At 73.0% G+C, this 19,200-nt stretch carries 15 protein-coding genes; 10 read left to right on the top strand and 5 right to left on the bottom strand.

Translation table 11 applies throughout. The annotated features are described in order from the left end of the window. Window positions 1–43 precede the first annotated feature (43 nt). A complete protein-coding gene (gene gltX / locus OG519_RS12390; RefSeq protein WP_405592679.1) occupies window positions 44–1,423 on the bottom strand; it encodes a glutamate--tRNA ligase in 1,380 nt (459 codons plus the stop codon). Window positions 1,424–1,627: 204 nt separating this feature from the next. On the opposite strand from gltX, the gene OG519_RS12385 reads away from it, so the two are divergent. From OG519_RS12385 to OG519_RS12370, 4 genes are all read left to right on the top strand, one after another. After that, window positions 1,628–3,301, top strand: a complete 1,674-nt coding sequence (locus OG519_RS12385; RefSeq protein ID WP_405582527.1) for an FAD-binding dehydrogenase — start codon at window positions 1,628–1,630, stop codon at window positions 3,299–3,301. 257 nt (window positions 3,302–3,558) lie between these two features. Further along, window positions 3,559–5,337 (top strand): glycoside hydrolase family 6 protein, encoded by a 1,779-nt coding sequence (locus OG519_RS12380; protein ID WP_405582524.1) that lies wholly within the window; start codon window positions 3,559–3,561, stop codon window positions 5,335–5,337. A gap of 237 nt (window positions 5,338–5,574) precedes the next feature. Beyond that, window positions 5,575–6,936, top strand: a complete 1,362-nt coding sequence (locus tag OG519_RS12375; RefSeq protein WP_405582521.1) for a serine hydrolase domain-containing protein — start codon at window positions 5,575–5,577, stop codon at window positions 6,934–6,936. A 4-nt stretch (window positions 6,937–6,940) separates the two neighbouring features. Continuing rightward, the gene (locus OG519_RS12370; RefSeq protein WP_405582518.1) at window positions 6,941–7,735 is read left to right on the top strand and encodes an SDR family NAD(P)-dependent oxidoreductase; all 795 of its coding nucleotides are present in this window, start codon (window positions 6,941–6,943) and stop codon (window positions 7,733–7,735) included. A gap of 47 nt (window positions 7,736–7,782) precedes the next feature. Here OG519_RS12370 and fabV read toward each other — a convergent pair whose 3' ends face one another. Beyond that, complete coding sequence (fabV, locus tag OG519_RS12365) at window positions 7,783–9,012, bottom strand: enoyl-[acyl-carrier-protein] reductase FabV (protein ID WP_405582515.1); 1,230 nt, start codon at window positions 9,010–9,012, stop codon at window positions 7,783–7,785. 362 nt (window positions 9,013–9,374) lie between these two features. Here fabV and OG519_RS12360 point away from each other — a divergent pair, with 362 nt between their 5' ends. Further along, a complete protein-coding gene (locus tag OG519_RS12360; protein ID WP_405582512.1) occupies window positions 9,375–9,743 on the top strand; it encodes a hypothetical protein in 369 nt (122 codons plus the stop codon). Between the two features lie 30 nt (window positions 9,744–9,773). On the opposite strand, the gene OG519_RS12355 is transcribed toward OG519_RS12360, so the two are convergent. The 3 genes from OG519_RS12355 to OG519_RS12345 form a co-directional block, all read right to left on the bottom strand. After that, window positions 9,774–10,619: an EamA family transporter gene (locus OG519_RS12355; RefSeq protein ID WP_405582509.1), complete on the bottom strand. Its 846-nt coding sequence runs from the start codon at window positions 10,617–10,619 to the stop codon at window positions 9,774–9,776. 67 nt (window positions 10,620–10,686) lie between these two features. Continuing rightward, a complete protein-coding gene (locus OG519_RS12350) occupies window positions 10,687–12,336 on the bottom strand; it encodes a penicillin-binding transpeptidase domain-containing protein (RefSeq protein WP_405582506.1) in 1,650 nt (549 codons plus the stop codon). A gap of 226 nt (window positions 12,337–12,562) precedes the next feature. After that, window positions 12,563–14,287, bottom strand: coding sequence for a dolichyl-phosphate-mannose--protein mannosyltransferase (locus tag OG519_RS12345; RefSeq protein WP_405582504.1), 1,725 nt, complete (start codon window positions 14,285–14,287; stop codon window positions 12,563–12,565). Window positions 14,288–14,435: 148 nt separating this feature from the next. Between OG519_RS12345 and rsmI the strand changes: the two genes are divergently transcribed. The 5 genes from rsmI to OG519_RS12320 all read left to right on the top strand — a co-directional run bounded on the left by rsmI (window position 14,436) and on the right by OG519_RS12320 (window position 19,162). Beyond that, window positions 14,436–15,308: a 16S rRNA (cytidine(1402)-2'-O)-methyltransferase gene (gene rsmI, locus OG519_RS12340; protein WP_405582501.1), complete on the top strand. Its 873-nt coding sequence runs from the start codon at window positions 14,436–14,438 to the stop codon at window positions 15,306–15,308. A 189-nt stretch (window positions 15,309–15,497) separates the two neighbouring features. Then, on the top strand, window positions 15,498–15,902 hold the full coding sequence (locus OG519_RS12335; protein WP_405582498.1) for a hypothetical protein: 405 nt from the start codon (window positions 15,498–15,500) through the stop codon (window positions 15,900–15,902). 174 nt (window positions 15,903–16,076) lie between these two features. Next, window positions 16,077–17,057: a TatD family hydrolase gene (locus OG519_RS12330; protein ID WP_405582495.1), complete on the top strand. Its 981-nt coding sequence runs from the start codon at window positions 16,077–16,079 to the stop codon at window positions 17,055–17,057. 139 nt (window positions 17,058–17,196) lie between these two features. After that, the gene (rsmA, locus tag OG519_RS12325) at window positions 17,197–18,078 is read left to right on the top strand and encodes a 16S rRNA (adenine(1518)-N(6)/adenine(1519)-N(6))-dimethyltransferase RsmA (RefSeq protein ID WP_405582493.1); all 882 of its coding nucleotides are present in this window, start codon (window positions 17,197–17,199) and stop codon (window positions 18,076–18,078) included. Window positions 18,079–18,256: 178 nt separating this feature from the next. Beyond that, the gene (locus OG519_RS12320) at window positions 18,257–19,162 is read left to right on the top strand and encodes a 4-(cytidine 5'-diphospho)-2-C-methyl-D-erythritol kinase (protein ID WP_405582490.1); all 906 of its coding nucleotides are present in this window, start codon (window positions 18,257–18,259) and stop codon (window positions 19,160–19,162) included. Window positions 19,163–19,200: the final 38 nt, after the last annotated feature.

Here is a 19,200-nt window from a genome sequence, read left to right as displayed (position 1 = left end):
TCAGGAACCACTGCTCGGGAAGCTCCCGCCCAGGAACCCCTGCTCAGGAAGCTCCCGCTGCCGCCAGCCGCCGCTCCGCCGCCGCCAGCCGCGCCAGCGTCCGCTGCCGCCCCAGCACCACCAGGGACTCGAAGAGCGGCAGCCCCACCGTGCGGCCCGTGACCGCGACCCGGATCGGCGCCTGCGCCCGCCCCAGCTTCAGACCGTGCTCGGCGGCCACCGACTCCAGCGCCTCCTTCAGCGGTTCCGCGGCCCACACAGGCGCCGCCGCGAAGACCGCCGCCGCCCCCCGCAGCAGCGAGGGGGCGTCCTCCTTCATGGCCTTCGCCCAGGAGGCCTCGTCGTGGACCGGCTCGGCCAGGAAGAGGAAGTCGACATAAGAGGTGATCTCGGAGAGCAGCGCCAGCCGGGTCTGGGCCAGCGGCGCGACCGCGGCGAAGACCGAGGGGTCGTAGGAGGTGAGCGGCCAGGGCGCGTGCGGGGCGGCCAGCCAGGGCGCGCAGGCGGCGGCGAAGGCGGCCGGGGAGAGCGCCCTGATGTACTCGCCGTTGAAGGCGGTCAGCTTCTTGACGTCGAAGAAGGCCGATGAGGCGTTGACGTCCTCGATCCGGAAGAGCCGTTCGAGCTCCGGATAGGGCAGGATCTCGCGGTCGCCGCCCGGCCCCCAGCCCAGCAGCATCAGATAGTTGACCAGCGCGTCCGGCAGATATCCCTCGGCGACGTAGTCCTCGAGCGCGACCTTGTCACGGCGCTTGGAGAGCTTCTGGCGCTTCTCGTTGACGATCACCGGCAGGTGCGCCCACACCGGGGGCACCGCGTCGAGCGCCTGCCAGAGCAGTTGCTGCTTGGGGGTGTTGGACAGGTGCTCCTCGCCGCGGATGACCTGGGTGATGCCCTCGTCGAGGTCGTCGACGACATTGGCGAGCAGGAAGACCGGCGAGCCGTCACCGCGGGCGATCACGAAGTCCTCGATCGCGCTGTTGGGGAAGGCCGGTTCGCCGCGGACGAGGTCGACCACGACCGTCTCACCCTCGTCGGGGGTGCGGAACCGGAGCGCGCGCCCGGGCTCGTAGGACAGGCCGCGGGTGCGGCAGAAGCCGTCGTAGCCGAGGTGCTCCGAACCGGTGCGCAGCGTCAGCGCCTCCCGGGTGCAGTCGCAGTAGTAGGCGCGCCCGGCTTCGTGCAGGGACAGGGACGCCTCGCGGTGGCGTGCCGCGTTGGCGGACTGGAAGTACGGGCCCTCGAAGGCCGGGTCGGCGGCGGAGACGCCGATGGCGGCGAGCGCGCTCACGATGCCGTCGATCCACTCGGGCTTGTTGCGGGCCGCGTCGGTGTCCTCGATCCGCAGCACGAAGGTGCCGCCGGACTGCCGGGCCACCGCCCAGTTGTAGAGCGCGGAACGGGCCCCGCCGACATGGAACATACCGGTCGGTGAGGGGGCGAAACGGACACGGGTCGCGGCGGTGGACATGCCGCACAGCCTAGCGAGCCGATCTCGTGCTGTCCGACCCGCTGACCTGTGGCGCCCGCTCGCGTAGCCTGCCTACCGGCGAGTTGGACCGACCGGTAGGTATCACCGACCAACAACCGGCGCAGGGCTTCCGGCCGGTGGGCGAGGAGCGGGTGGATGGCGGCGCTGGACGCGGATGTCGTGGTGGTGGGCGCGGGGCTGGCCGGGCTGGTCGCGACCGTCGAACTGGCCGACGCGGGGCGGAAGGTGATCCTGCTCGACCAGGAGCCCGAGGTCTCGCTGGGCGGCCAGGCGTTCTGGTCCTTCGGCGGGCTGTTCCTGGTGGATTCGCCGGAGCAGCGGCGGCTGCGGATCAAGGACAGCGCCGAACTCGCCTGGCAGGACTGGCTGGGCACCGCCGGCTTCGACCGCCCGGAGGACCACTGGCCGCGCCGGTGGGCGCAGGCCTACGTGCACTTCGCGGCGGGCGAGAAGCGGGCCTGGCTGCGCGAGCGGGACGTGGCGTTCTTCCCGGTGGTGGGCTGGGCGGAGCGCGGCGGCTTCCTGGCCACCGGTCCCGGCAATTCGGTGCCGCGCTTCCACATCACCTGGGGTACGGGCCCCGGCGTCGTCGCGCCCTTCGTCCGGCGGGTACGGGAGGCGGTCGCGCGCGGCCGGGTCGAACTGCGCTTCCGGCACCGGGTGACCGGGCTGACCAGGAGCGCGGGCGCGATCGACGGCGTGGCCGGCGAGATCCTGATACCCAGCGACATCGAGCGCGGGCAGGCCAGCTCCCGGGAGACCACCGGGGAGTTCACCCTCAGGGCGCAGGCGGTGATCGTCACCAGCGGCGGCATCGGCGGCAACCACGAACTGGTGCGGGCCGCCTGGCCGGAGCGGCTCGGCACCCCGCCGAAGAAGCTGCTGTCCGGCGTGCCGGCGCACGTCGACGGCCTGATGCTGGGCGTGGCGGCGGCGGCCGGTGCCTCCGGCGTCAACGGCGACCGGATGTGGCACTACACCGAGGGCATCGAGAACTGGAACCCGATCTGGGCCCGCCACGGCATCCGCATCCTGCCCGGACCGTCCTCGCTGTGGCTGGACGCCACCGGACGGCGGCTGCCGGTGCCGTACTTCCCCGGCTTCGACACGCTCGGCACCCTCGAACACATCATGCGGACGGGTTACGAGTACACCTGGTTCGTCCTCACCCAGAAGATCATCGAGAAGGAGTTCGCGCTGTCGGGCTCCGAGCAGAACCCCGATCTGACCGGCCGGAGCGTACGCCAGGTGCTGAAGCGGGCGCTGCCGGGCGCGCCGGGACCGGTGGAGGCGTTCATGCGGCAGGGCGCGGACTTCGTGGTCGAGAGCCGGCTGGACGCGCTGGTGGAGGGGATGAACGCGATCACCGGTGGGCGGCTCATCGACGCCGCCGCTCTGCGAGGCGAGATCGAGGCGCGCGACCGGGAGATCGCCAACACCTACACCAAGGACCTCCAGGTCACCGCCATCCGCGGAGCCCGCAACTACCTCGGCGACAAACTGGTCCGCACCGCGGCGCCGCACCGGCTGCTCGATCCGAAGGCGGGCCCGCTGATCGCGGTACGGCTCAACATCCTCACCCGCAAGTCGCTCGGCGGCCTGGAGACCGACCTCGACGGGCGGGTGCTCGCGCCGGCCACGGGGGAGTCGCGCGGCGCGCCGCTGCCCGGCCTCTACGCGGCCGGTGAGGCGGCCGGATTCGGCGGCGGCGGCATGCACGGCTACCGGTCGCTCGAAGGGACGTTCCTGGGCGGCTGCCTCTTCTCCGGCCGTACGGCGGGGCGGGCCGCGGCGCGCGCGACCGCCTGAAGCCGCCGGGCGCCCGTCGCCCCCGAACACCCCGAGCACCTCCGCAATCCCGGAGTGCCCGGCGGCACTTCCGCCCTCTCTTGCTTCGAGCATTGACAGGAAGTGGGCGTCTGCTCACTATGGGAGCGCTCCCACATTAAGTCTGTGTAACCCGCGAATGTACGTCCGAGTACCACCGCACCACCTCCCTTGACGCCACGGGGCGGCCGAGCAGCCGTGTCCCCGGGGTCCATCCCCCCTATGGAGGTAGCCCGCACATGGCAGTCCCGATCGTCCGACGCAGAACAGCCGCACTGGCCGCAGGCGCCCTCGTGGTCGCCGCTGGCGGGGTGGTTGCCGCCATGAACGCCCCGTCCGCCTCGGCGGCCACCACCGGCTGTTCGGTGCAATACGCCGTGCAGAGCCAGTGGAACAACGGTTTCACCGCCTCGGTGACCATCACCAACACCGGCAGCGCGCTGACCAGTTGGAACCTCGGCTGGTCCTTCGCCGGCGACCAGCAGGTCACCCAGGGCTGGAGCGCGCAGGTCAGCCAGTCCGGCCACGCGGTCACCGCGGCCAGCCTGTCCTACAACGGGTCGCTGGCCACCGGCGGCTCCACCAACTTCGGCTTCAACGGGTCCTACAGCGGCACGAACACCTCGCCGACGGCCTTCACGCTGAACGGCGTGGCCTGCGGCGGTGGCGGCACCACCACGACGCCGCCGACCAGCCCGCCCACATCACCTCCCACCAGCCCGCCCACATCACCCCCCACCAGCCCGCCGACCACGCCGCCGCCCGGACAGCGGGTCGACAACCCATACTCGGGCGCGAAGGGCTACGTCAACCCGCTGTGGTCCGCCGAGGCCGCCGCGGACGGCGGTCAGGCGATCGCCAACCAGTCCACCGCGGTATGGCTCGACCGGATCGCCGCGATCCAGGGCGTCAGCGGCGGCATGGGTCTGAAGGCGCACCTCGACGCCGCGGTCCAGCAGGCGGCGGGCAAGCCGCTCACCGTTGAGTTCGTCATCTACGACCTGCCCGGCCGGGACTGCTCCGCGCTCGCCTCCAACGGTGAGCTGGGCCCGACGGAACTCAGCCGCTACGAGACCGACTACATCGACCCGATCGCGTCGATCATGTCGAACTCGAAGTACGCCGGTCTGCGGATCGTGAACGTCATCGAGCCGGACTCGCTGCCGAACATCACCACCAACGCGGGCGGCTCCGCGGGTTCGACGGACGCCTGCGCGGTCATGAAGGCGAACGGCAACTACGAGAAGGGCGTCGGCTACGCGCTCAACAAGCTGGGCGCGCTGCCGAACACGTACAACTACATCGACGTCGCGCACCACGCCTGGCTCGGCTGGGACTCCAACTTCGTGCCCGCCGCGCAGGAGTTCCTGAAGGCGGCGACGAGCAGCGGCGCCACCGTCAACAACGTGCAGGGGTTCATCACCAACACGGCGAACTACAGCGCGCTGACCGAGCCGTACTTCAAGGTCACCGACAGCGTCAACGGCACGACCGTGCGGCAGTCCAAGTGGGTCGACTGGAACAACTACGTCGACGAGCTGACCTACGCCCAGGCGCTGCGCAGCGAGCTGGTCTCGATCGGCTTCAACTCCAACATCGGCATGCTGATCGACACCTCGCGCAACGGCTGGGGCGGCAGCGCCCGTCCCACCGGCCCGGGCGCCAAGACCGACGTGGACACCTACGTCAACGGCGGCCGGATCGACCGGCGCATCCACGCCGGCAACTGGTGCAACCAGTCCGGAGCCGGTATCGGCGAGCGGCCGACCGCGGCCCCGCAGCCGGGCATCGACGCCTACGCGTGGATCAAGCCGCCGGGTGAGTCCGACGGTTCGAGCACCGCGATCGCCAACGACGAGGGCAAGGGCTTCGACCGGATGTGCGACCCGACGTATACGGGCAACGCGCGCAACGGCAACAACCCGACCGGCGCGCTGGCGAACGCGCCTCTCGCGGGCCAGTGGTTCTCCGCGCAGTTCCACCAGCTCGTGCAGAACGCCTACCCGCCGCTGTCGTAGCACCTCTCGTACACAGGGAGGCGCAGGCAGCGGACCCCCCACCGGGCCCTTGACGGGGGCCGCGCCCGGCCAGACGGCCGGGTCGCGGTCCCCGTCGCGGGCGTCCGGGGCTGTCCAGGGCCGTCCGCGCCCGGACGCCGCCCGGCCCCGCGGGCCGCTGCCGGGGGCGCGCACCGGATGCCGGCGGCGTCGGGCACCATGGGTGCGGGAGAGTCCGTACGGCAGGAGGCAGCACTGATGGACCAGCGGGGAGACGTGGGCGGGGCGGCGGGCGCGGGCGCCGCCGTCGGCGGCAGCGCCTTCGCACCCGTCCGGGCGCGGGAGCCGGTCCGCGACCCGATCCAGCACCCGAGCGAGGAGCCGGTCCAGCACCCCGACCACGACTCGACCCACGGCCCGATTCACGACCCGATCCACGACCCGGTCGAGGTCCGGGGGACGGTCGAGGACGGCTGGGAGCCGGTCAGGACCGCCTTTGCGGCCAACTTCTCCCGCCGGGGCGACCGGGGCGCGGCGGTCGCGCTCTACCACCAGGGCCGCAAGGTGGTGGACCTGTGGGCCGGGTCCGCCGACTACGACGGAGCGGTGGCCGGCGCACCCTGGGCCGAGGACTCGGTGCACACCGTCCGCTCGGCCGGCAAAGGCGTGGCCGCGGCCTGCCTGCTCCTGCTCCACCAGCGCGGCCAGCTCGACCTGGACGCCCCGGTCGGCGCCTATTGGCGGGAGTTCACCGCGCTCGGCAAGGAGCGGGTGACCGTACGGCAGCTCCTGGCCCACCGGGCGGGGGTGCCGGCGCTCGACACCCCGCTGACACCGGCCGAGGCCCTGGACGGCGTGTCCGGGCCGCGCGCGGTGGCCGCGCAGGCGCCGCTCTTCCCGCCGGGCGCCGCGCACGGGTACCACGCGCAGACGTACAGCTGGCTGCTCGGCGAGCTGGTGCTGCGGGCCTCCGGGCGCACCATCGGCCGCTTCGTCGCCGAGGAGATCGCCCGCCCGCTCGGGCTCGACCTGTGGATCGGGCTGCCCGCCGACCAGGTCCACCGGGTCGGCCGGATCGGCGGCACCCCCACGCCGGAACCCGCCTCGTCCGGCGGGCTGCGGGCCCGTCCCAAGCAGTCGGTGCACGACGCCTACGCCGACCCCGGCTCCCTCACCCGCCGCGCCTTCGCCGCGATCACCCCGGAGCCGGACGAGAACGATCCGGCGTACCGGGCGGGCGAGCTGGCCGCCTCCAACACCATGGCCACCGCCCGCTCGCTGGCCCGCTTCTACGCCGCGCTGATCGGCGAGGTGGACGGCGGCCGGCGGCTGTTCGTACCGGCCACGCTCACCGCCGCCCGTACGGTGGAGTCCGAGGGACCCGACCGGGTGCTGATCGTCAACACCCGTTTCGGCCTCGGCTACATGCTGAACGGACCGGCCTCCCCGATGCTCGGCCCCGGCGGCTTCGGCCATCCCGGGCGCGGCGGCTCGCTCGCCTTCGCCGATCCCGGCACCGGCATCGGCTTCGGTTACGTCACCAACGGCCTCCAGAAGAGCGTCACCGCCGATCCCCGTGCCCAGACCCTGGTCAGGGCCGTCCAGGAGTGCCTACGCTGACCCGATGACGGCACGGTTCGACACATACGGCGTGGTGGTGACGGGTGCGGCCCGCGGGATCGGGGAGGCGACCGCCCGCCGGTTCGCCGCCGAGGGCGCGGCGGTGCTGATCGCCGACATCGACGCCGAGGCCGGCGCGGCGACCGCGGCCGCCATCCGCGCCGACGGCGGCCGCGCCGAGAGCCGCGCCTGCGACGTCGCCGACCGCGCGTCGGTGGACGCGGCGATCTCGTACGCCGCCGACACGTTCGGCGGCCTGGACGTACTGGTCAACAACGCCTACTCGTGCAGCCTCCATCAGGAGGACTTCACCGAGGAGAGCGACGAGGACTGGCGGCTCGACCTCGACATCTGCCTCACCGGCGCGATGCGCTGCTCGCGCGCCGCCCTCCCGTATCTGGCGCAGGCCCCGGGCCGCCGCGGCGCGATCGTCAACATCGCCTCGGTCAACGGCCTGTCGTACTTCGGGAATCACGCCTACAGCGCGGCCAAGGCGGGGCTGATCTCGCTGACCCGCACGCTGGCCGTCCACGCCGCGCCGACCGGCGTCCGCGTCAACTGCGTGGCCCCCGGCACGATCCGTACCCCGGCGTGGGACGGCCGCGAGGCGGTGCTCCGGCAGGCGGCCCGCTCCTACCCGTTGGGCCGGGTCGGCGAGCCCGCGGACATCGCGGCGGCGGTCGCCTTCCTCGCCTCCCTGGACGCGGCGTGGATCACCGCTGTCACGCTGCCGGTGGAGGGCGGGATCCTGTCGAGCAACGCGTCCTTCACGGACGCGCTGGCCGTCGAGCCGGACTGAGGCCCCCGACTGCCCCCGCCCGCCCCCGGTCGTCCCCCGGCCCGCGGTCAGGCGCCGCCCGGCCAGGGGACGTCGGTCTCGACCGGCCGGTCGTAGTCGACATCGGGCGCGGCGAATCCGTACAGCCGCTGGATCTCCGCGCGGAACCAGCCGAGGTCGGCGAGTTCGGTGATCGTGCCGTTCTCCGCCGCCGCCCAGCGGTCGGCGACCTCGGACTGCACCTCGTCGGAGAGCTCCCACAGGTCGAGCCGGACCCGGCCGGACGCGTCGGTCTCCAGCGGGCGGGCGCCGGTGAGCTGGTCCCACAGCTCGGCCAGTTGGGCGACCGGTGGGACCAGGCGTTCGCCGAGGGCGCCGCGCAGCAGCCCGGTGTAGAGCGCGATGCCGGGGATCGCGGTCGACGACTGGGTGACCGCCGCCGCGTTCACCGAGGTCACCGCGCGTCCACCGACGAGTTTGCCGAGCCGGTCGTCCAGGGTGCGGGCGGTGGCCTCCAGATGGGCCTTGGCGGCGCCGATGGTGCCGTTGCGGTAGATCGCGGCGGTCAGCGGCGAGCCGATGTAGGTCAGGGCCGCGGTGGTGAAGCCGTCGGCGAGCAGGCCGTCGCCGGCGAGCCGGTCGATCCAGCGCTCCCAGTCGGCGCCGCCCATCACGTTCACGGTCTGCTCGATGTCGTCGTCCGTGGCCGGCCCGGTCTCGACCTCGCGTACGTCGGGGACGCCCTCGGCGTCGAAGACCAGGGTCTTCGTCCGGTGCGGGGCGCCGATCGGCTTGAGCACCGAGGCGTAGGCGGCGCCGGTGTCGGGGTCGACCCGGCGGGGCGCGGCCACCGAGTAGATCAGGTAGTCGAGGCGCCCGCCGAAGCGCTCCCGCAGCACGTCGGCCACCTGGTCCTTGGCCTCGTCGGAGAAGGCGTTCGCGTTGAGCCAGACCATGTCCCGGCCGGCCTCGCGGGCCAACTCGGCGGTGGCCGCGGTCCGGTACCAGCCGGCGGTGCCGGTACGGCGTTCTGTGGGCGCCTTCTCCAGGCACAGGCCGATGCCCCGGATCCCGACCCGGGCCAGGCCGGCGACGGTGGCCGCCAGGCCGTAACCGGCCGAGGAGCCGATCACCAGGGCGACCGGGCCGGATTCGGCCGGCGCGGCGGCCGGCAGGTCGGCGCCCGGCAGCTCGGCGGCGGAGCGCCACATGCCCTCGACCAGACGCCGGCAGCCCTCCGGGTGGGAGTCCAGGAAGAGGAACCCGCGGTTGCGGGGGGCGATCACGCGTTTGCTCATGGGACTGTCCTCGGTTCGTGGCGGTGCTCGGAGGTGCCGGTGGTCGCCGGTGGTCGCCGGTGGATGCCGTTGGGCGCCGGTCCGGGTCGGCCGGGGCTCGGGTTTGTGCAAGCCCGCGCCCGGCCCGCGCCGGTGGGCGCCGGCCCTCGCGTGGCACGCGTCAGCGCTGCCACACCCGGCCCGACCTGGGAAAGGCTCGCACCGGCCGCCCGTCGGCGTCCAACCGGGGTGCCCCTGTCACCCTTCCGGGTCCAGGTCCGGTGGCGGTGGGGTGCCGGGTTCCGGATGCCCCGCACCCGGGCGGTGGTCCAGACTTCCGGTGGGCAGGCAGCTCGCGGGACGGGAAGGTGCGCGTGGAACAGGTGGACAGGTCTCCTCAGGGTCGTCCGTTCGAGGAGTGGCGGGGCATTCACGACTGGCTGGACGCGATCCGGCTGCGGCCGGGCATGTGGGTGCCCGACGGTTCGCTGCGGGAGCTGTCGGCGCTGCTCTTCGGGTACTACGTCGCGTTGCAGATCCATCAGGTCGCCGAACCCTTCGAGTTCCGGCCGGCCGCGGGCGGGTTCGCCGACTGGTTGCGGCGCAGCCGCGGCTGGTCGACGGCGCTCGGCTGGGACGGCGCGATCACGGCGAACTCGTTCGGCGAGCCTCCTTTGGAGGTGTTCTTCCGACTGCTGGACGAGTACCGGGCAAGCTCCCGGTCGGCGGTCGCCGTCCGCGGCCGGGACTGAGCCGCGGCGGCCGGCCGCTCAGCGGCGGGGTCAGCCCGGGTGGAGCATCAGGGCGATGCCGCCCACCACGAGCACCGCGGCGATGAGGCGCGGGCGGCCGAAGCGTTCGTGGAAGAAGAGGGTGGCGATGGCGGCGCCGGCGATGACGGAGGTTTCGCGCAGGGCGGCGACGGGGGCCAGGTCGGCGCGGGTCTGGGCCCACAGGACGAGACCGTAGGCGGCGAAGGAGAGGGCGCCGCCGAGCAGCCCGCGGGCGGCGACCGGGCGGAGCGCGGTGAGGAGTTCGCCGCGGCGGGCCGCGAAGGCCGCCGCCGGGATGACGAGCCCCTGGAGGATCAGCAGCCAGCCGATGTAGCCGAGCGGGGAGCCGGCGTCGCGTACGCCCACCCCGTCGACGACGGTGTACGCGGCGATGGTCAGTCCGGTGCCGACCGCGGCGGCCAGCGCCGGCCAGTTGGGCCGGCGGCCCCACATGCCCCACAGGGCGACCCCGCAGAGGCCCGCCGACGCGACCAGTACGCCCACCGTCTGCCACGCGCCGGGCCGTTCGTGGACGAAGAGCGCGGCCAGCACGGTCACCGCCACCGGGGCGACGCCGCGCGCGACCGGATAGACCTGGCCGAACTCACCGAGCCGGAACGCCCGCATCAGCAGGAACTGGTAGGCGAGATGGATCAGGACCGAGCCGGTGAGATACGGCCACGCCCGGCCGTGCGGCGCGGCGGCGAAGGGCAGCAGGGCCGCCGAGCACAGCGCGCCGCCTCCACCCACCAGGGTGAAGGCGACGAGCTGGTCCTTGATGCCGTGCGCGATGGCGTTCCAGGCGGCGTGTGTGACGGCGGCCAGCAGCACCGCCCCGGCGACCAGCGGGGTCAACGCCGGCCCGCGGTCCGCCGCGAAGCTCCGGGGGCCCGCTCGCCCGGGCCGTCAGGGCGGCGGCACCTCATGACGCGCCCAGCACGGACGCCACGATGGGCCCCGCCGAATCGCCGCCGTGGCCGCCCTGGAGCACCATCGCCGCGGCCGACACATGGTCGCGGTAGGCGGTGAACCAGCCGTTGGGCTGGACCGTGCCGGCCTCGGCCGAACCCGTCTTCGCGCCGAGCTTGCCCGACAGGCCGCTCATCGCCTTCGCCGCGGTGCCCTCGGTGACGGTGCCGCGCATCATCCGCTGGAGGTCGAGCTTGACGCCGTACGGCAGCGGGCTGGTGCTGATGGCGGTGCGCTTGGCGATCAGAGCGGTGTCCTGGAGCAGGGTGGGCTGGCGAAAGGTCCCCTCGCGGACGGTCGCGGCGACCGAGGCCATGTCCAGCGGGCTCATCTGGACCGTGCCCTGGCCGATCATCGCCGAGGTGAGGTCGTCGCCGGTGCCGTCGGGGATGCTGCCGTCGACCGTGCCCGTGCCCACATACCAGGCCGGGCCGAGCCCGAAGTACCGCGCGCCCGTCTGCGACAGCGTGGTGGGGCCGATGTGATGGGCCTGCTTGATGAAGCCGGTGTTGCAGGACTCCTCGAAGTCCCACTGGAGCGTCGCGTCCGGGTTGTCGCCGCTGACGTTGGTGTACTCCTTGCCGTTGTCGATGTTGTCGGGGCTGTGGCAGGGGGACTTGGTGGCGGGCGTCAGGCCGGCGTTCAGCAGCGCGGTCGAGGTCACGATCTTGAAGGTGGAGCCGGGGGCCTGACGCGTGCCGAGCGCGAGGTCCTGGCCGGTTGGCGGGTTGAAGGCGACCGCGAGGATGCCGCCGGTCTCGGTGTCGAGCGCGGTCACCCCGGCCTTCTCCTTCGCCCTGGCCACCGCGCGCTCGGCGGCGGCCTGGATGCCGGCGTCCAGGGTGGTCCGCAGCTTGGCGTTCGTCCCCTTGCGCAGGATGTCCAGCGTCTTGGTCTGGCTGCCGTCCGAGCCCTCGATGTACGTCTCGATGCCGGGGGTGCCGCCCTTCACCTGGGCGGCGTAACGGTCGCGCAGATCGTCGAGGATCCCGGTCAGCGAGGGGTAGGCGGTCGGGGTCAGCACCTTGCCGGCGCGGTCCACGATGTCCAGCTCCGGGGTCTCGGCCGGACCGGTGACCAGGGTGTCGCCGTCCTGGAGGTCCGGGTGGAGCACCGAAGGGGCCCAGGTGACGGCCGGCTTGCCCTGGTCGTCGCGGGCGACGCCGAGCGTCCCGCTGTACGACCACGGTGTCGCGGCCAGGCCCGGGTAGGTCAGGGTGGCGTTCACGGTGAACGGCACCTTGGTGAGGGCCGCCGTGCCCGGCACGATCTTCACCGCCGTCACATGCGCCCGCGTCCGGTAGGCGGTGAGCGCGGCCGTCGCCGTCCGCGGTGAGTCGGTCAGCTTCGCGGCCGCCGCGATGTCCCCGGAGGACCAGGCGGTGAGGAAGTCGGTGGCGGTGTCGGAGACCTGTTCCGGCGTCAGCGGGGTGTTCACCGGCGTCGCCACGGCTTGGCTGTTGCCCCCGCCGCCGCCCGCGCCGCCTCCGGTCCCGCTGTCGAGCGCGGAGTAGATGTTGTAGGCCCCGAAGCCGGCGACCGACAGCATGCCGACGGCGACCGTTGTGATGATGCCGGTTTTGACACCCCGTGATATAGGCACCTGACCCGCTCCCTCCCCTTGAACGCGTTCAACTAACGCGCCTCCGGGACTCTACGGGACGCCCACAAGGCCAAAGGTCTCGATCGGGCCACGGCTTTGTACTGACTCGACGGCGACCGGAACCCCCGCCTCCACCTGGCCGTCCGGCCCATTCGCACGGCCCCGCAACCACGCCCGGACACCTCAGAAGCGGGCCGACACTCGGCCCAGAGCCCGATCTGTCCGGCTAGATCCAGGAGTCGAGCCACATTCGGGCTTGCCAGGAGGTATAGGGGATGGTCTGGCCGGTGTAGATCGGGAAGAAGTAGATGAAGTTCCAGATGATGAGCAGCACCAGCGTGCCCGCGCCCACCGCTCCCCACATGCGGCGGCTTTCGGTGGCCGCGGGTGGGCCGAGGAACGCGCCGAGCATCATCGCCACCGCCAGGCAGAGGTAGGGCACGAAGGCGACGGCGTAGAAGTAGAAGATCGTACGGTCCTGGTAGTGGAACCAGGGGAGGTAGCCGGCGCCCGCCGCGCAGAGGATCGCGCCGGCCCGCCAGTCGCGGCGCAGCGCCCAGCGGTAGAGCAGGTAGACGAGGGCGAAGCAGGCGGACCACCACAGCAGCGGCGTGCCGAGGGCGAGGATCTCCTGGGAGCAGCCGGCGGTGGCGTGGCAGCCGCTCTGGCCGAGCTTGGGGGACTCGAAGTAGTAGGAGACCGGGCGGCCGAGGACCAGCCAGCTCCACGGGTTGGACTGGTAGGGGTGCGGCGTGTGCAGGCCGACGTTGAATTGGTAGACCTGGTACTCGTAGTGCCACAGGCTGCGCAGCGGCGCGGGGATGAAGGACCAGAACCCGCCGCGGTCGTCGGCCCAGTGCCGGTTGTAGGCGTTGTCGGAGGCGAACCAGCCGGTCCAGGTGACCAGGTAGGTGACCAGGGCGGTGCCGACGACGGAGAGCACCGACCAGCCGAGGTCCTTGCGGAACACCGCCCACCGCGGCCTGCGGGCACCGGCCAGCCGGCGGGAGCCGACATCCCACAGCACCGTCATGATCATGAAGAAAGCCAGGAAGTACAGGCCGTTCCACTTGCTCGCCGCCGCGAGACCCAGGAAGAAGCCGGCCGCGATCCGCCACGGCCGCCAGCCCATGCCGACCCGGTCGCCGGTGCGCGCGTCCGGTCCCGCGAAGCCGTCCTCGTCCACCGGCAGCGCCGCCGCCAGCCTGGCCCGCGCCCAGTCCCGGTCCACCAGCATGCAGCCGAAAGCGGCGAGTGCGAAGAACATGATGACGAGGTCGAGCAGCGCGATCCGGCTCATCACGTAGTGCAGTCCGTCGACCGACATCAGCAGGCCGGCCAGACAGCCCAGCGCGTTGGAGCGGAAGAGCCGGCGCCCTATCCGGCACAGCATCAGCACCGACAGCGTGCCGAGCAGCGCCATCACACAGCGCCAGCCGAAGGGGTTCAGACCGAAGATCCACTCGCCGGCCGCGATCATCCACTTGCCCATCGGCGGATGCACCACATAACCGGGGGCGTCCGACAGCGGGATGACCTGGGGATGGGCGAGGATCTGCGGATTGGAGACCTTGCCGTCCGTCCAGGTGCCCTCGTAGCCGAACTTCAGCAGCGACCAGGCGTCCTTGGCGTAATAGGTCTCGTCGAAGACCACCGCGCGCGGGCTGCCGAGATGCCAGAAGCGGATGATCCCGGCGAAGAGCGAGACCAGGATCGGCCCGAGCCAGCCCGACCACCTAGCGAGCCGGTGGGAGAGCACCGGGCCGAAGCCGAACATCTCCCACATCCGCGTCCCCGGCTCCGGGAACGGCGGGACCAGGCGCTCACGGGTGTCCGTACGGGGCCGCTCGGCATAGCCGAACCTGCGCAGCCGCCGCGCCCAGGGGCTCGGCTCCGGCTCGGGCCGGACGTCCTCGTCGGCACGGTCCTGGGTAGCGGTCTCACTCGTCACCGGCCCATCGTAGGGAAAGGGTCTGAGAATGCGATGTGCATGTCGATCCCCGCCCGCTTTTGTCCCGTATCTGCGAGCGGATCGGCCGCCGGGTGGCGGAAAGGCCGGCCCGGCCGGCCCCGACCCGGCCGGATGGGAAACTGGACCGGTGACCAGCTCTCCCGCAGGCGTCCTCGTACTGGCCGGAACCCCGATCGGCGATCCCGCCGACGCGCCACCCCGGCTGGGGGTGGAGCTGGCCGGGGCCGATGTGGTGGCCGCCGAGGACACCCGGCGGTTCCGGCGGCTCGCGCAGGCGCTCGGCGTCGAGGTGACCGCCCGGGTGGTCTCCTACTTCGAGGGAAACGAGGCCGGCCGGACCCCTGAGCTGGTGGAGGCGCTGGAAGGGGGCGCCCGGGTGGTGCTGGTGACCGACGCGGGGATGCCGTCGGTGTCCGACCCCGGGTACCGGCTGGTGGCCGCCGCCGTGGCGCGCGGCATCAAGGTGACGGCGGTGCCCGGCCCGTCCGCCGTGCTGACCGCGCTCGCGGTGTCGGGGCTGCCGGTCGACCGGTTCTGCTTCGAGGGCTTCCTGCCGCGCAAGGCGGGGGAGCGTCTCGCCCGGCTGCGCGAGGTGGCCGCCGACCGGCGGACGTTGGTGTACTTCGAGGCGCCGCACCGGATCGACGACACGCTGGCGGCGATGGCCGAGGTCTTCGGTGCGCAGCGCCGGGCGGCGGTCTGCCGGGAGTTGACCAAGACGTACGAGGAAGTCAGGCGGGGCCCGCTGACGGAGTTGGCCGACTGGGCGGCAGAAGGGGTCCGCGGCGAGATCACCGTGGTCGTGGAGGGAGCCCCCGAGCCGGGTCCTTCAGCGCTGACCCCGGCCGAACTGGTCGCCCGGGTGGCGGTACGGGAGGCGGCCGGCGAGCGCCGCAAGGAGGCCATCGCCGCGGTGGCGGTCGCGGTCGGCCTGCCCAAGCGGGAGGTCTTCGACGCGGTGGTGGCGGCCAAACACGGCGTGGGCAACGACTCTGCGTGACGGGTTCGTTCGCGTCGGCGTCCCTGCGTAAACCCGGTCCCTGGCAAAGCAATACCGGCTAATTTCCATATAGGCCTCAAATCATCACCAAGAGTCCGCTCTGCTGCTGCGCGCGGGGGCGATGAGGCGTTCGCTGGAGAGCGGAAGACCGGTCCGGACGCGCTGTCCGGAGGGCACACAGGAGCTGCCGTGAGCTTTGCGGAACCCAATGTCACCGAGGCCTATGCCTTCGCCTGTCTGAACTGCGGTCACGGGTGGGAGCAGAGTTACGAGATAGAGCACCGCACCGACTCGTCCGGGCGCCCCTTCGTCACCTATCTGGCCGACGGCGCCAAAGTGCCGTCGCCACTGACCCGCCCCACCTGCCAGAACTGTGACGGACATCTCGTCCGCATCATGCGCGCGGGCCAGGTGTCCGGCTCGGCCGCCAGGCCCCGGCGGACCGATCATCCGACCGAGCGCCTCACCGATCACCTCGCCGAGCACCTGAACGAGCAGCCCGCACCCCGCCGGCCGCACCGCTCCGCCCGGAACTTCCTGCGGCGCAGGCAGGGACCGCCCGGCGCGGCGCAGGCACCGACCGAGCAGCACTGACCGCACCGCGGGCACCTCGGGAAAGCCGGTACCTCCGGCGGCCCGGGATCTCCATGAACTCCGCGAACTCCGCGACAGGGGCCCGTAGGACCCCGTAGGAACAGCGCCACCAGCCAGGGCCCGCACGCGGGGCCCCAGGTCCAGGGACCAGTCCCCGTCCCTAGGATCGGACCCATGGCGACGAAGAAGGACCAGGACAGCCGCAAGGCCGACGAGAGCCGTAAGGCCGACGAGAAGAGCCGGGCCGACCGGCAGGACCGGGCCGAGGGCAAGCGCCGGGCCGACCAGCGCGACAGGAGTACGGCCCCGCCCGCGCCCGAGCCGCTCCGGATCCCGGTCGCCGATTCGCACACCCACCTGGACATGCAGTCCGGCACGGTCCCGGAAGCACTCGCGCAGGCCGCCGCCGTCGGTGTCGACACCCTGATCCAGGTCGGCTGTGACCTCAACGGCTCCCGCTGGGCCGCGAGCACGGCCGCCGAGCACGAGAACATCTGGGCCACCGTCGCCCTGCACCCCAATGAGGCGCCCCGGATCGCGCACGGCGACCCGGCGGGCTCCGCCCGCCAGGGTGAGCGCCCGGCAGCCGGCCTGGCCGCCCTCGACGCCCAGCTCGACGCCATCGCGGAACTCGCCGCCCTTCCCCAGGTCCGGGGCGTCGGCGAGACCGGGCTCGACTACTTCCGCACCGGGCCCGACGGGGTCGCCGCCCAGCAGCACTCCTTCCGCCGCCATGTCGCCATCGCCAAGCGGGAGGGCAAGGCCCTGGTCATCCACGACCGGGAGGCCCACGAGGACGTGCTGCGGATCCTGCTGGAGGAGGGCGCGCCCGAGACGGTGGTCTTCCACTGCTTCTCCGGGGACGCCGCCATGGCGAAGGTGTGCGCCGAGCGCGGCTACCACCTCTCCTTCGCCGGCACCATCAGCTACAAGAACGCGCAGAACCTGCGGGACGCGGTGGCGGTGGCGCCGCGGGAGCTGCTGCTGGTGGAGACCGACGCGCCTTTCCTCACCCCCGTGCCGCACCGCGGCCGCCCCAACGCGCCCTACCTCATCCCGCTCACCCTCCGCGCGATGGCCGCGGCCCGCGGCGACGACGAGGACACGCTGGCGGCGGCGATCGCGGCCAACACCGCCAGGGTCTTCGGCTACTGAGCGAGCCGGCAGCTTGAGGGGGGCCCGGAAGCGGGAGAGCCGGGGGAGACCTGAGCGGACCCGGGGGGACCCCCAGGGGACCCGGAGGGACCCGGGCGGGCGGGAAGAGCCGCCCTCCCCGGCGGTTAGCCTTGCCGGTGTGAGTACGACAGACCCCGACGCCCTGCTGGGGCCGGCCGACATCCGCGAGCTGGCCGCCGCGCTGGGCGTCCGCCCCACCAAGCAGCGCGGTCAGAACTTCGTCATCGACGCCAACACCGTACGGCGCATCGTGCGCACCGCGGGAGTGGGCCCCGAGGACACCGTCGCCGAGGTCGGGCCCGGGCTCGGGTCGCTCACGCTCGCCCTGCTCGAAGTCGCCGACCGGGTCACCGCGATCGAGATCGACGACGTACTGGCCGCCGCGCTGCCCGCCACGGTGGCCGCACGGCTGCCGGACCGGGCGGCCCGCTTCGCCCTCGTCCACAGCGACGCGATGCGGGTGACCGAGGTGCCGGGGCCGCCGCCGACCGCGCTGGTGGCGAACCTGCCCTACAACGTGGCCGTACCGGTGCTGCTGCACATGCTCGCCACCTTCCCCACCATCGAGCGGACGCTGGTGATGGTGCAGGCGGAGGTCGCCGACCGGCTCGCCGCCCGGCCAGGCAACAAGGTGTACGGGGTGCCCTCGGTCAAGGCGAACTGGTACGCGGAGGTGAAGCGGGCCGGCTCGATCGGCCGCAACGTCTTCTGGCCCGCGCCCAACGTGGACTCCGGCCTGGTCTCGCTGGTACGCCGCGACCCGCCGCGCACCACGGCGTCGCGGCAGGAGGTGTTCGCGGTGGTGGACGCGGCCTTCGCGCAGCGCCGCAAGACGCTGCGGGCGGCGCTCACGGGGTGGGCCGGGTCGCCGGGCGCCGCGGAGGCCGCGCTGGTCGCCGCAGGTGTGTCACCGCAGGCCCGCGGCGAGGCGCTGACGGTGGAGGAGTTCGCGGCCATCGCCGAGCACAAGCCGGCTCAGGCCGGAGCGGCGGCCTCCTAGACCGGGATCAGGCCGGGCTCGGGCCGCGGCCGCGCCCGCCGGCTTGTTACGTTGAGCCCACCGCGGGACCGCCGGTCCCCCGCGCGCCGCGACCCGCCCCACCTCCACCCGATGAACCCGCTGAGCCGTTCCACCCGATGCGCCCGATCCACCCGATGACTTCGAGGAGCCCCCGCCCGTGACCGCCGTCACCGTACGCGTGCCCGCCAAGGTCAACGTCCAGCTCGCCGTGGGCGGGCGCCGGCCGGACGGTTTCCACGACCTGGCCAATGTCTTCCTCGCGGTCGGGCTCTTCGACCGGGTCACCGCGACGGCCGCCGACGAGCTGACGATCACCGGGGAGGGCAGGGACATCGCGGCCGTGCCCCTCGACGGCTCCAACCTGGCGGCGAAGGCGGCGGTCGCGCTGGCGAAGCTGCACGGGATCGAGCCGCGGGTCCGGCTGCACATCGAAAAGGACATTCCGGTGGCCGGCGGCATGGCGGGCGGCAGCGCCGACGCGGCCGGTGCGCTGCTGGCCTGCGACACCCTGTGGGGGCTCGGCTCGTCCCGCGAGGAGCTGCTCTCGCTGTGCGCGGAACTCGGCAGCGACGTGCCGTTCTCCCTGGTCGGCGGGGCCGCGCTGGGGGTGGGGCGGGGGGAGCTGCTGACCCCGCTGGAGGTCGGCGGCACCTTCCCCTGGGTGTTCGTGGCGGCGACCGGAGGGCTGTCGACGCCGGCCGTCTACCGCGAGTGCGACCGGCTGCGCCGGGAGGAGGGCGCCGGCGACACCATCGCGGACATCCCCGCACCGGTGGCCGATCCCGCGCTGCTGGCCGCCCTTCGCGGTGGTTCGCCGGCCGCGCTGGCCGCCGTCCTCACCAACGATCTCCAGCCCGCCGCGCTGTCCCTGCGCCCGGATCTGGCTGCCACCCTGGCCGCGGGCACCGCGGCCGGCGCGCTGGCCGCGCTGGTCTCGGGCTCCGGTCCCACCTGCGCCTTCCTCGCCGAGGACACCGACGCGGCGACCCGTATCGCGGTCGCCCTCGGCCCCGCGGCGAGGGTCGCCACCGCCCCGGCCCCCGGGGCCGTCGTCCTGCGCTGACCGGCACCCGGAGGGTGACCCCCGGGGAGCGGACTACG

The sequence above is a fragment of the Streptomyces sp. NBC_01190 genome (assembly GCF_045039895.1).
Taxonomy (GTDB): Bacteria; Actinomycetota; Actinomycetes; order Streptomycetales; family Streptomycetaceae; genus Actinacidiphila.
The sequence above is the reverse complement of the archived record's forward strand: the minus strand, read 5'-3'. Positions and strand labels throughout refer to the sequence as shown.

Coding starts and splice junctions, on each gene's coding strand:
- OG519_RS12375 (WP_405582521.1), top strand. CDS start 5,575: ATGGACCAGCGGGGAGACGTGGGCGGGGCGGCGGGCGCGGGCGCCGCC.
- OG519_RS12380 (WP_405582524.1), top strand. CDS start 3,559: ATGGCAGTCCCGATCGTCCGACGCAGAACAGCCGCACTGGCCGCAGGC.
- fabV (WP_405582515.1), bottom strand. CDS start 9,012: ATGAGCAAACGCGTGATCGCCCCCCGCAACCGCGGGTTCCTCTTCCTG.
- gltX (WP_405592679.1), bottom strand. CDS start 1,423: ATGTTCCATGTCGGCGGGGCCCGTTCCGCGCTCTACAACTGGGCGGTG.
- OG519_RS12330 (WP_405582495.1), top strand. CDS start 16,077: ATGGCGACGAAGAAGGACCAGGACAGCCGCAAGGCCGACGAGAGCCGT.
- OG519_RS12385 (WP_405582527.1), top strand. CDS start 1,628: ATGGCGGCGCTGGACGCGGATGTCGTGGTGGTGGGCGCGGGGCTGGCC.
- OG519_RS12370 (WP_405582518.1), top strand. CDS start 6,941: ATGACGGCACGGTTCGACACATACGGCGTGGTGGTGACGGGTGCGGCC.